This window comes from Oryzibacter oryziterrae, from assembly GCF_021864535.1.
Taxonomy (GTDB): Bacteria; Pseudomonadota; Alphaproteobacteria; order Rhizobiales; family Pleomorphomonadaceae; genus Pleomorphomonas; species Pleomorphomonas oryziterrae.
In genome coordinates this window covers 278272-290287 of the sequence record NZ_JAKJIC010000001.1, presented here as the reverse complement: position 1 = coordinate 290287, position 12016 = coordinate 278272, and the positions used below count along the sequence as shown (strand labels likewise).

General features: G+C 62.2%; 12 protein-coding genes. 3 read left to right on the top strand and 9 right to left on the bottom strand.

Features of this window, described 5'->3' with window-relative positions; genetic code table 11:
* Positions 1-51: 51 nt before the first annotated feature.
* Both hfq and L2I41_RS01330 read right to left on the bottom strand, forming a co-directional pair.
* Positions 52-294, bottom strand: a complete 243-nt coding sequence (hfq, locus tag L2I41_RS01335; protein WP_237151908.1) for an RNA chaperone Hfq — start codon at positions 292-294, stop codon at positions 52-54.
* 205 nt (positions 295-499) lie between these two features.
* Entirely contained in the window at positions 500-1360 is an 861-nt protein-coding gene (locus tag L2I41_RS01330) for a D-amino-acid transaminase (RefSeq protein ID WP_237151696.1), read from the bottom strand.
* A gap of 497 nt (positions 1361-1857) precedes the next feature.
* Here L2I41_RS01330 and L2I41_RS01325 point away from each other — a divergent pair, with 497 nt between their 5' ends.
* The gene (locus L2I41_RS01325; RefSeq protein WP_237151695.1) at positions 1858-2235 is read left to right on the top strand and encodes a hypothetical protein; all 378 of its coding nucleotides are present in this window, start codon (positions 1858-1860) and stop codon (positions 2233-2235) included.
* A gap of 161 nt (positions 2236-2396) precedes the next feature.
* Here the strand turns inward: L2I41_RS01325 and L2I41_RS01320 are convergent, their stop codons facing one another.
* From L2I41_RS01320 to proS, 3 genes are all read right to left on the bottom strand, one after another.
* Positions 2397-3110 (bottom strand): ABC transporter ATP-binding protein, encoded by a 714-nt coding sequence (locus tag L2I41_RS01320; RefSeq protein ID WP_237151694.1) that lies wholly within the window; start codon positions 3108-3110, stop codon positions 2397-2399.
* A complete protein-coding gene (locus L2I41_RS01315) occupies positions 3110-4384 on the bottom strand; it encodes a lipoprotein-releasing ABC transporter permease subunit (protein WP_237151693.1) in 1275 nt (424 codons plus the stop codon). The genes L2I41_RS01320 and L2I41_RS01315 overlap by 1 nt, the downstream gene beginning before the upstream one ends.
* Positions 4385-4551: 167 nt before the next feature.
* Entirely contained in the window at positions 4552-5874 is a 1323-nt protein-coding gene (proS, locus tag L2I41_RS01310) for a proline--tRNA ligase (RefSeq protein WP_237151692.1), read from the bottom strand.
* A gap of 748 nt (positions 5875-6622) precedes the next feature.
* Here proS and L2I41_RS01305 point away from each other — a divergent pair.
* Positions 6623-7549: a pirin family protein gene (locus L2I41_RS01305; RefSeq protein ID WP_237151691.1), complete on the top strand. Its 927-nt coding sequence runs from the start codon at positions 6623-6625 to the stop codon at positions 7547-7549.
* A gap of 51 nt (positions 7550-7600) precedes the next feature.
* Here the strand turns inward: L2I41_RS01305 and L2I41_RS01300 are convergent, their stop codons facing one another.
* Entirely contained in the window at positions 7601-9001 is a 1401-nt protein-coding gene (locus L2I41_RS01300) for an SLC13 family permease (protein ID WP_237151690.1), read from the bottom strand.
* A gap of 92 nt (positions 9002-9093) precedes the next feature.
* On the opposite strand from L2I41_RS01300, the gene L2I41_RS01295 reads away from it, so the two are divergent.
* On the top strand, positions 9094-9930 hold the full coding sequence (locus tag L2I41_RS01295; RefSeq protein WP_237151689.1) for an AraC family transcriptional regulator: 837 nt from the start codon (positions 9094-9096) through the stop codon (positions 9928-9930).
* 6 nt (positions 9931-9936) lie between these two features.
* Here the strand turns inward: L2I41_RS01295 and L2I41_RS01290 are convergent, their stop codons facing one another.
* The 3 genes from L2I41_RS01290 to rplM form a co-directional block, all read right to left on the bottom strand.
* Positions 9937-10479 carry a GNAT family N-acetyltransferase gene (locus tag L2I41_RS01290; RefSeq protein WP_237151688.1) on the bottom strand — a complete coding sequence of 181 codons (543 nt, stop codon included), beginning with the start codon at positions 10477-10479 and terminating at the stop codon, positions 9937-9939.
* Between the two features lie 110 nt (positions 10480-10589).
* Entirely contained in the window at positions 10590-11063 is a 474-nt protein-coding gene (gene rpsI / locus L2I41_RS01285) for a 30S ribosomal protein S9 (protein ID WP_237151687.1), read from the bottom strand.
* Positions 11064-11066: 3 nt separating this feature from the next.
* A complete protein-coding gene (gene rplM / locus L2I41_RS01280) occupies positions 11067-11528 on the bottom strand; it encodes a 50S ribosomal protein L13 (protein ID WP_237151686.1) in 462 nt (153 codons plus the stop codon).
* Positions 11529-12016: the final 488 nt, after the last annotated feature.

Below are 12016 nucleotides of genomic sequence, written 5' to 3'. Positions count from 1 at the left end.
GGCATGCGACCGGCACATCGCACACCGTCGTCAATGTCTCGACTTCAAGGATCAGCTGGCTTCCTCGTTCCCCTCGAACAGGGCCAACGGCTGCGCCGGCATGATGGTCGAAATCGCGTGCTTGTAGACGAGTTGCGAATGCCCATCGCGGCGAAGCAGGACGCAGAAGTTATCAAACCACGTCACGACACCCTGCAGCTTCACACCGTTGATGAGGAAAATCGTCAGCGAAATCTTGTTCTTGCGGACATGGTTCAGAAACGTGTCCTGCAGATTTTGGGCTCGCTCAGCCATTTTTTTGCTCGGCCTTTTCGACTTCGTATCGTTGACATCAGTCTTCAGGATTCGTGTCGGACGACATCCCGAACCCTGATTTTGTAGTCCGGCGGTCAGGGAAATTTCCAGTCGCGAATGCATTTCACCACCATTCGCCGCCGCTGTCCCTCGCCTTTGTATCAGTCTGTGACAAATTTGCCCGATGCGGTAGCCTGATGCGCCCTCAAATCGGGGTCCTCTCGGCGAACTCCTGGAAGCGACTGCGCAGCCGGGCAACCGTCAGGCCGGGCTCGCCATTTGCCACGGTGCGATCATCGATCCGCACCACGGGAACGAGAATCGTCGATGCAGCCGTGATGAACACTTCCTTCGCCGTCTGCGCTTCTTCCACCGTGAAGGGCCGCTCTTCCACCGCAAGACCTTCTGCCGCGGCAAGATCCAGCACCACCGTGCGGGTGATGCCGCGCAGGATGCCGTGCTCAGCCGGCCGCGTCACCAGCTTGCCATCCTTGGTAACGATCCAGGCGTTGGTCGACGAGCCTTCCGTCACGAAGCCGTCCTTGTCCACGAAGAAGGCCTCATAGGCGCCGGCCGCACGCGCCTTCTGCTTGGCCAACACGTTTGGCAGCAGCCCCACGGTCTTGATGTCGACCCGGTCCCAACGGTTGTCGGCCACCGTCACCACCGAGACACCCTTCTCGAACCTGCCCTGCGCTCCGGCCGGATTGATCGACTTGGCCGTCACCACCAGCGACGGCACTGCATCCTTCGGGAAAGCATGATCGCGCGGCGCCACACCACGCGTCACCTGCAGATAGAGCAGTCCGTCACGCACGCGATTGCGCCGCGCCACTTCGCGCAGCACCGCCACCAGCGGGCCTCGTTCCATCGGCGAGTCCATGTCGAGCTCATAAAGCGACCGGTCCAGGCGATCGAGATGCCGCCGAACATCGATGATGGCACCATCCTGAATCTGGCAGGCCTCGTAGACGCCATCCGCAAACTGATATCCCCGATCTTCGATATGCACTGAGGCATCTGAGTGAAGAATGTAGCGACCGTTGACATAGGCAATGCGGGACATTTTGGCTCCAGCGAAACGCGCGACAGTCACCATGTGGGCGACTTCAAGTTGGACTCACCCCATTCTAGTCCTCTCCTCGCGCGATTGGCAGGGGACGGAAGCGGGGAAGAAACAAAACCCTCTCACGAGCGGAAACGCGACTCCAAGCGCTGCCGTCATGAGATCCTCATCGGGGGATGCGACAAGGCGGTTTCGTTGGAGAGCTTTTCCCTGCAATTGCGGCCAGTCGGCGGCGAGCGTCTAAATTTGTCTGGATCGGACAATCTGGATCTGAGGCGCTTGATCTGCGGCCACTGATGCCCCACCCTCGCGGCCTGCCCCTCCAATGGATTTGTACGGTGAGGCTTGCCCCTTGAGCTCATGGAGGGGCTCGAACACTTCGCCTTGCAGTCTCCTTGAGGGGACGGGCCTGATGCCCAGCCAAACGTCATTTTGGGCTCTGTAAGCGAGCCCGCTCACAGATTTGCAACATTGAACCCAAGTATATGGAGAGTCACATGAAGATCACCCCAATCGTCGCTGCCCTGTTCGCTCTTGGGATTGGCAATGCCAACGCCGCCTGCACCACCGCGAGCCTGGCCGGAAGCTGGACCTTCCTCGGGACGGACGGCGAGGACATGTGCACGGCCAACGTCAACACATCCGGCGGCATCTCGGCGAACTGCAAGAACCTGAGCGCCAATCGATCCTACACCGCCAAGTTCAGTTCGTCGGTCAGCGCCGACTGCAAGCTCACGGGCTCGGCGACCTTCCTCGGCTCGACCTTCAAGTTCGCCGGTCGCGTCGAACAGGCTGCCAAGCCGGGCACGATGATCTTCCGCATCCAGAACAATGGCGTTTCCTGGAACAGCGCCATGGTGGCTTACCGGAACTGATCGGCGCTTCAGGCGCCTCAAGACGAATGAAATCGGGCGGCGAGAGGTGTGATGACCTTTCGCCGCCCTTATTTTAGCTAGGCTCAAAAACGAAGCGATCGGGCCAAGGCCCTGGCCTGCTGGAGACAAGACCTGCCAGCCGCCTCTGACCGGTTGCCCCGTCACTCCAGCTCGATGATCTTGCCGTCTTCGAGCGTGATCCGGCGATCCATGCGCCGAGCCAGTTCGTGATTGTGCGTGGCGATGATGGCGGCAAGCCCAGTCGCCCGCACCAGGGCTTCCAGCGCTTCAAACACGTAATGCGACGTCTTGGGGTCGAGGTTGCCGGTCGGCTCGTCGGCCAGCAGCACCTTGGGGGCATTGGCCACCGCACGAGCGATCGCCACCCGCTGCCGCTCGCCGCCGGAAAGCTCCGCCGGCGTATGGCTGGCGCGCTTCTCAAGCCGCATGTAGGCGAGCAGTTCCAGGCCGCGCTTGCGCGCTTCCTTCTTGTCCACGCCCGCGATCATCATCGGGATCATCAGATTCTCCACCGCCGTGAACTCCGGCAGTAGATGGTGAAACTGATAGACGAAGCCGATGTCATTGCGCCGGATCGCCGTGCGCGCCTTGTCGTCCAGCTTGCCGCAGGCCCTGCCGCCAAGCGTGATCTCGCCCTTGTCCGGCTTCTCGAGCAGCCCCGTGATATGCAGCAGCGTCGACTTGCCCGCGCCCGACGGCGCCACCAGCGCCGTGATCTCGCCGGCGAACAGGTTGAAGTCACAGCCCTTCAGGATCGGCAAGGTGCCCTCGCCTTCCTTGTAGGACTTCTCGATGCCGTCAAGCTTGAGGATCGGCGGCTCGACGCCGGTGATCAGCGTTTCCATGGTCACCATCACTCGTATCTCAGGGCGTCGACGGGGTCGAGGCGAGCGGCCTTCCAGGCCGGATATACGGTTGCCAGGAAGGACAGCGCCAAGGCCATCAGCAGCACCGACACCGTTTCACCCATCTGCATCTCCGCCGGCAGCTTGCTGAGATAATAGAGCTCCGGCGAGAACAGCTCGGTTGTCGTCAGCCAGGAAATGAACTGGCGGATGCTCTCGATGTTGAGGCAGATGACAAGCCCCAGCAGGAAGCCCGCAATCGTGCCAGCCACGCCGATGGCCGATCCGGTCATCAGGAACACCCGGAGGATTGCTCCGCGCGTCGCGCCCATGGTGCGCAGAATGGCGATGTCATGGCCCTTGTCCTTCACCAGCATGGTCATGCCGGAGACGATGTTCAGCGCCGCCACCAGCACGATCAGGGTCAGGATCATGAACATCACGTTGCGCTCCACTTCGAGCGCAGAGAAGAAGGTCACGTTGCGCTGGCGCCAGTCGGTGATCAGCACCGGACGCTCCGTCGCGATGGTCAGCTTGTCCTTGATCGGACCGATATTGTCGGGATCGTTCACGAACACGTCGATGGCACTGACCTTGCCATCCATCATGAAATACTTCTGCGCCTCCGCCATCGGCAGGAAAACGAAGGTCGAGTCATATTCGCTCATGCCGATCTTGAACACGGCGTTGATCGGATAGGTCTTGACGCGCGGTGTCGTGCCCAGCGCCGTCGCCTGCCCCTTGGGGCTGATCAACGTCACCTTGTCGCCCACGGTCACGCCCAGGCTTTCGGCCAGGCGCTCGCCGATGGCAATCCCAGCGCCATTGTCGAAATTGTCGAAGCTGCCGAGAGTCACATGCTCAGGCCCGGTCAGCAGCGGCATCTTCTGCAGGTCCGCGGCATGCACGCCACGCACCAGAACACCAAAGGCGCCAGCCGGCCCCGACGCCAGCACCTGCCCCTCCACGAAAGGCATGGCCAGCTTCACTCCATCCACCTTGGACAGACGGTCCGTGACGGAATCATAATCGGTCAGCGGCGTATCGATCGGCTGCACCACCGCATGACCGTTGATACCGAGGATCTTCTCCATGAGCTGGCCGCGGAAGCCGTTCATCACGGCCATCACGACGATCAGCGTCATCACCCCCAGCATGATGCCGACGAATGAAAATCCGGCGATCACGGAAATGAAGGCTTCCTTGCGGCGCGACTTGAGATAGCGCCCGGCCAGCTTCCATTCGAAGGGGGCAAAGGGCCGCCCCGCTTTCGCCTCGCTCATCCAATACCTCCAACCCGTGAGGTGCCGCCGTTGCCGCACGCGCGACCGCCGACTCACCGGGGACAAACTCCGAACCCGACCAGACTATCAAAAACAGGCGCGACCCAGAGGGGTCGCGCGAGCCCTATCCACGGATTGGGTGACTGGAGTCGTCTTCTTTCCGACAATCAGGCCTTTTCTGTGACGCGTGCAATCGCCGCATCCAGAGAAACCAGCTGCTTTTCGCCGGTACGGCGATACTTGAGCTCGACCACACCATCGGCCAGCCCCTTCGGCCCGACGATGATCTGCCAGGGCAGACCGATCAGGTCCATCGAGGCGAACTTGGCGCCGGGGCGCGCGTCGGTGTCGTCATAGAGCGGATCGAGCCCGGCCTTGCTGAGTTCGGCATAGGCCTTGTCGCAGGCCGCATCCACGGCCGCATCGCCCGGACGCAGGTTGATGATGCCGGCCCCGAACGGTGCCACCGACTCCGGCCAGATGATGCCGGCATCGTCATGGTTGGCCTCGATCAGCGCGCCGATCAGACGCGACACGCCCACACCATAGGAGCCCATGTGCACCGGCTTCTCGGTGCCATCCGGCATCGCAACCTTGGCGCCCATCGGCTCGGAATACTTGGTGCCGAAATAGAAGATGTGGCCCACTTCGATGCCGCGCGCCGAAACGCGCCGGTCTTCCGGCAGCGCGTTGAAGGCGGCCTCGTCGTGCATCTCTTCGGTGGCGGCATACTTGTTGGTGAAGCTCTCGACGATCGGCTTCATGTCCGCGTCGAAATCCACGTCTTCGCCGGGCACCGGCGTATCCAGCAGTTCCTTGTCGCAGAACACCGCGCTCTCACCGGTCGACGCCAGGATGATGAACTCGTGGCTGAGGTTGCCGCCGATCGGGCCTGTGTCGGCCCGCATCGGGATCGCCGTCAGGCCGAGACGCTTGTAGGTGCGAAGGTAGGCGACGAACATCTTGGCATAGGCCTTCTCGGCCGCCGCCTGGTCGACGTCGAAGGAATAGGCGTCCTTCATCAGGAACTCGCGCCCGCGCATCACGCCGAAGCGGGGACGCACCTCGTCGCGGAACTTCCACTGGATATGATAGAGATTGAGCGGCAGATCGCGATAGGAACGCACATAGGTGCGGAAGATGTCGGTGATCATCTCTTCGTTGGTCGGCCCGAAGAGCATCTCGCGCTCATGACGGTCGGTGATGCGCAGCATCTCCTTGCCATAGGCGTCATAGCGCCCGCTTTCGCGCCACAGGTCGGCCGACTGGATGGTCGGCATCATCAGCTCGATGGCGCCGGAGCGATTCTGCTCCTCGCGCACGATCTGCTCGATCTTCATCAGAACCTTGTAGCCGAGCGGCAGCCACGAGTAGATGCCGGCTGCCTGCTGGCGCATCATGCCGGCGCGCAGCATCAGACGGTGCGATACGATCTCGGCCTCTTTGGGAGCCTCTTTGAGAATGGGCAGGAAATAGCGGCTGAGACGCATGGAATCCTCGTGTTCACTCGACAAAACGCGGCACACAAAAAGCGCATTACCGCTCAAAACACAAGAGCGGGACGCTGCGGGCAGGGTCATGAAAGTTTGGCGCTCCGCAATTTGGTCAAGACGCCAAACGGAACACCACAAAATCCTCACAAATTGGCAGAACTGCAGGGAAAATCACAACCAGAACCGGCAATCGCCAACTGCAGAAATATCGTGAAAGCGGACCGCCTTGGGACCGATTCCGCATCTCGATTTTGGGCGCAAAAAAATGCAGCTGCTTGTGCACAAAATGATGACAAACGAAAAAACTATGTGTATGGTACCCACCATAAACAAGGAACGCACTGCCACACAGCGTAATGCTCCAGTCAATGGGGTCGCTTTATAGGTAAAAAATGTGCGTTCCAAGCATCGCGGTCTGAGTCTTGGGAGGATAGTCCCGTATAGGCGCGTAAATCGCTGCCGCTTACTGGTTGATTGGGAGGTCATTTAGCCGGTTTGCTTTATGGGATGACACGCGGAACTTGAAAACAGGGCTTCGGCCCTGTTTTTGTTTTTAAATCGATATAAGTATTTTTCCGAGCCGTATTTTCCACAGGCCCCGCGTTTCCGGCGCTCATGTCCCCGTCACCGCCCCGCAGTTAATTCCGCTCCTCGCGAAAGCGTGACTGGACAAGCCTTTCACCTGTCTTTCGGATGCTGCCTGCATATTTGGCGCCGTGCCACTTCTCCCATCGACGAGGTCCCCATGAGCCTGTCTTCCGCCCCCGCCGATTCTCCCGTCGATCAGGTGATCCTGCCCACAGTGCATGATCTCGGTGGCGGCTTCGAAGTCCGCCGCGCCTTGCCCTCGCGCCTGCGCCGCATGGTCGGACCCTTCATCTTTCTCGACCAGTTCGGTCCCACCCTGTTCGGCCCGGGACAGGTGGAGGACATTCGCCCTCATCCGCATATCGGCCTTTCGACGCTCACCTATCTCTTCGAGGGAGAGATCGTTCACCGCGACAGCGCCGGCCATTTCGAAACCATCCGCTCCGGCGAGGTCAACTGGATGACGGCCGGTAGCGGCATCGTCCATTCGGAACGCTTTCCGGAGCCCATGCATGCCCGCGGCGGACGGCTGTCCGGCCTGCAGATCTGGGTCGCCCTGCCGCGCTCCGAGGAAGACCGCGCGCCCGGCTTCACCCACCACGACGCCCCCTCGCTGCCGGTCACCGAAGGCGATGGCGCCAAACTCACCCTGGTTGCTGGCGCCGGCTTCGGCCTGACGTCGCCGGTTCCGGTCTATTCCGACCTGATGCAGGCCGATCTCGTCGTCGTGCCCGGGGCGCGATTCAAGATTCCCGCCGAACACGCCGAGCGCGGCCTCTATGTCATCTCCGGAACCGTAGAGGTGGAGGGCCAGACCGGCGCCTTCGAGCCGGGTCGTCTGGTTGTCTTCAAGCCCGGCGCCGAAATCGTGATATCGGCTCCGCACGGCGCGCACCTCGCCGTCATCGGTGGCGAGCCCTTCCCGGAAAAGCGCCACGTCTTCTGGAACTTCGTCTCTTCTTCACGCGACCGGATCGAAGCGGCCAAGGCCGATTGGCGCGCCCGCCGCTTCCCCGAGATCGTCGGCGAGACCGAGTTCATCCCCCTGCCGCCCGATCCTCCGGGCGTGGTGTTGAAGGACTGACCCGCCTCGCCCAAGTGCCGTGTCGAAACCCGCAAGGGTCTCGGCCGGCGCTCAGATCCAGCCGAGCAGCTTCCACCACAGGAAATCGAGCGGCACCAGGACGAGGAAAGTGATGGCGGCCAACGGCAGCGTCACGCGCACCAGGTGGTTGGTCCGCTCGCCTGCGAGCTGCATCGCCACGATCAGCGGCACCACCTGATAGGGAAACAGCACCGTCGAGAAGCCGATCACTTCGCTCATCACCACGGCCTCGCGGCTGAAGCCGGTCGCGGCCGCAAACTGTTCGGCCAGTGGCGTCAATACGGCCGGCAGGCTCGGTACCGTTGTGAACAGACCCGTGATGCAGGAGATCACCGCCAGCGACACGAAGTTCACAAAGTCCCGCCCCGGCGCCAGCGGCATCAGCGCCTGCAGCCCCTCACCCATCATCCGCCCGAGACCGGAGGCATTCACCACCGAGCCCAGCGCCAGCGCACCGGCCACGAACAACACCAGGCCAAAATCCACCGATGTCTTGAAGCGCTGCTGATCCACCACGCCGATGCCCGGCAGCATCAGCAGCACCGCCGCGACAATGCCAACCCAGGCCGAGTTCACCCCGTGCAACGTGTCGGTCATCCAGAAGGCCAGGGTCACCAACAGCAGCGCCGCCACCCGATATTGCCGGAAATCCACAGTCTTTGCCGTCTCCGCACCACTTTCGACCACCGCCGCACCAGTGCGCACCGCGTCCGGAAACAGCCGCAGCACCAGCCACACCGCCAGCACCGCCTTGACCAGCCCCAGGATCGGATAGTGCAGCACCAGATAGTTCATGTAGCCGAGGTGCAGCCCCAGAATCGTCTCGGCCGAGCCTGACAGCACCATGTTGGGGATGTTCGACGTGAGGATCGCAAAGCTCGGCATGTTGCATCCGAGCGCCAGGATCGCCGCCACACCGCTGCGCCCCTTCGAGCCCTTGGCGAGACCGCAACGATCAGCCAGCGCCATGCCGATCGGCACCATCACCACCGCCCGCCCCACCGACGACGGCATCAGGAAGCCCAGAAGGGCCGACACTGCCATCAGCCCACCGATCAGCCGCGGATAGCTGGTTGTCAGTGCCGGCGCCATCGCCCGGGCCAGCCGGTCGCCCAACCCTGACACCGCGATTGCAGCCCCAATCACCGCACCGGAGATGATCAGCCACACCGCCGACGAAGCGAATCCAGAGAACACCAGGTCCGGCTTGGCCACGCCGCCCACCAGCACCAGCGCGAAGAAGATCATGCTGGCGACATAGCCTGGCACCAGGGCCGTCCCCCACAGGGACAGCGTCACCAGCACCGCCCCAACGGTAAAGGATTCCGCCCCGGTCAGCCCTCCGGGCCGCACGATCGCAACGGCGACACCGGCCACCAGGCAGGCGATAAACACGACAAAGGGCAGTTTGGGCAAGGCAGGCTTCGACATCACGCACCGACATCCTGGAGGGACGGAGGCACCCTGCCCCCGATAGCTGTCCCACTCTAGCGATCCGGCGCCTTTTGCGTTAGACCATCATCATGACAAAGCATGTCGCCGACCCGCCATTCTCGGAGCCTTCTGAAGCAACCGGGGATCTCGATCCGGCCAGGCCCGTACTCGCACGTTCCATCCGCATGCAGGCCGGGCACGGTGTCCTGCCCCACTCGCACCCGCGCGCCCAGCTCGCCTGGGGCGTCGAGGGGGTGCTGCGCCTCCTCAGCAACGACAACATCTGGATCGTCCCGCCAAGCCACGCCGTCTGGGTCCCGAGCGGCGTGCCGCATCAGGTCATCATCGAAACCGACGCGGAACTGCGCAATCTCTATTTCCACCCCGACGTTGCCATCCGTCCGGACGACTACGCTGCCGGCCGCTGTTCCGTGGTGATGATGACGCCGCTCCTGCACCAACTGGTGCTGCGCATGACGTCGCTCGATCTGAGCCAGCCGCATGACACGCGCATCCGCAACCTCGGCGCCGTCATCGTCGACGAGATCGATGCCCTCGCTGAAGCGCCACTGAGCCTGCCCGGCGGCCGCGATCCGCGCCTCATCCGCATCACCCGCCACCTCAACGCCAACCCGGACGATACAAGCGCCCTCGCCGAACTGGCCGAACGCGCCGGCGCTTCAACGCGCACGGTCGAGCGCCTGTTCAGCAGCGAAACCGGCCTGTCCTTCCGCGCCTGGCGCACGCGCCTGCGGCTCCTCCGCTCGATCGAGCGCCTCAATCGCGGCGAGAGCAGCACCGCCATCGCCTATTCGCTCGGCTACGCCAGCCCCAGCGCCTTCGTCGCCTCCTTCCGCCAACACTTCGGCCTGCCGCCGCAACGGTTTCTGGCCGGGACCCGGACGACGACTGGGGAACCTGCCTGACCGACCTCAACACGCAGCGAGACGCAGGACGTCGTCGCGCTCATCCCAAGCCATCACCAGATCCTGCGACTTCCAGATCGGCCCCAGGTCGGTATAGTGCCCGACAATCCGCCCGCCGAGCGCTTCATAGAAGGCAATGGCCGGCAGGTTCCCTTCGACCACAGAGAGCCCGATCCGATCGTATCCGCATTGGATGAGATGCTGCGCCAATCTCCCGATCAGCTGGCGTCCGATGCCCTGTCTCTGACAGGCACCATCCACATCGATGGCGCGGAGTTCACCTCGCCCCTCGAAGGCTGGGTGCAGGGGTGATCCGGCAGCCCCCATTGCGACGGCTCTGCCATCTCTTTCAGCCAGCAGAACACACTCATCCTGGCGAGGTTCGGCCAGAACGCGGGCCCATTGCTTGCGCCGATGCGCCTCATCGAGACGGGCGAGCGCTTCGGGCGGCGCCAGCTCGGCCATGACTGTCTGCCATACGCGCGAATGCAGTTCCGCAAGCGTGTCCCGATCCTCCGCGGTTGCCCGCCGAAACGTCAGCCCTGTCATCGGCAAACTCCATTTACCCGGCCCAAATGCAAAAAGCCCCGGCGCATGGCCGGGGCTTTGAAAAGAGAATGCCGGCCAACCGACCGGCATTCCAATATCGGACAGACCGATCAGCGCTTCGAGAACTGGAAGCTGCGGCGAGCCTTGGCGCGGCCGTACTTCTTGCGCTCGACGACGCGGCTGTCGCGGGTCAGGAAGCCAAGCTTCTTGAGCACGCCGCGCAGGCCCGGCTCGTAATAGGTCAGAGCCTTGGAGATGCCATGACGGATGGCACCGGCCTGACCGGAGAGACCACCGCCGGCAACCGTGGCGATCACGTCGAACTGACCATCACGGGCAGCGGCGTAGATCGGCTGCTGCACGATCATCTGCAGCACCGGGCGACCGAAATAGGCGGTGAAGTCCTTGTCGTTCACGATGATCTTGCCGGAGCCCGGCTTGATCCACACGCGGGCGACGGCGTTCTTGCGCTTGCCGGTAGCATAGGCGCGGCCGAACTTGTCCAGCTTCTGGACATGCACCGGCGCTTCGACGACAACAGCCGCCGTGGCACCGAGATCGGCGAGGGAGGAAAGATCAGCCATCGATTAGCCCCTCGTGTTCATCTTGTTCATCGACTTGACGTCGAGCACTTCGGGAGACTGCGCAGCATGCGGGTGCTCGGCACCACCATAAACGCGCAGATTGGAGAGCTGACGGCGGCCCAGCGGACCTTCCGGAATCATGCGCTCCACGGCCTTCTCGAGCACGCGCTCGGGGAAGCGGCCTTCGAGGATCTGGCGCGCCTTGCGCTCCTTGATGCCGCCGATATAGCCGGTGTGCCAGTAATAGGTCTTGTCGGTGTACTTCCGACCGGTGAGGACCACCTTGGCCGCATTGATGACGATGACATTGTCACCATCGTCCATGTGCGGGGTGTAGGAGGCCTTGTGCTTGCCGCGCAGGCGGTTCGCGATCACCGTCGCGAGACGGCCGACCACGAGGCCCTCGGCGTCGATCAGGATCCACTTCTTCTCGATCGTCGCCGGTGTCGCCGTAAAGGTCTTCATTGGCGTTACCGTTCATGTTGGGCCGGAAACCGGCCAGTTCATCGGGTTCCTTCGCGCCTTTCGGCAACGAAGAAGCGGGGCCCAAGCCTGGGTCCCGCCGTCGGGGCTCTCTATAGGGGGCCTCGACAAAGAAGTCAAGCGACAGGAAGCCAGGTGACACGTTATAAATCAAAGGGTTATGAGTTGCGTAATATAATACCACATCATTTTTCTCATTCCCCGTGCGGCCGGAACGCCCCTTCCTCACGACACCGGCACGCATGAGGTGGCGCGACATCCGAAACGCCAGCGCCAGCACCGGTTTGCTCGATCCGAAGTTGACACAATCATGAAAGGGGTTCGGCGAACTGTGCCCCACAGCAACGACGCAACATGCATAAAACAATCTGTAATCGTATATCCAGCATCAACTCTCAGACGTATTTACCAAAAAACCGACAAAAGCCAGCAGATGCATCTTTCATGCAAAAAATTGTATTCAATTCAGT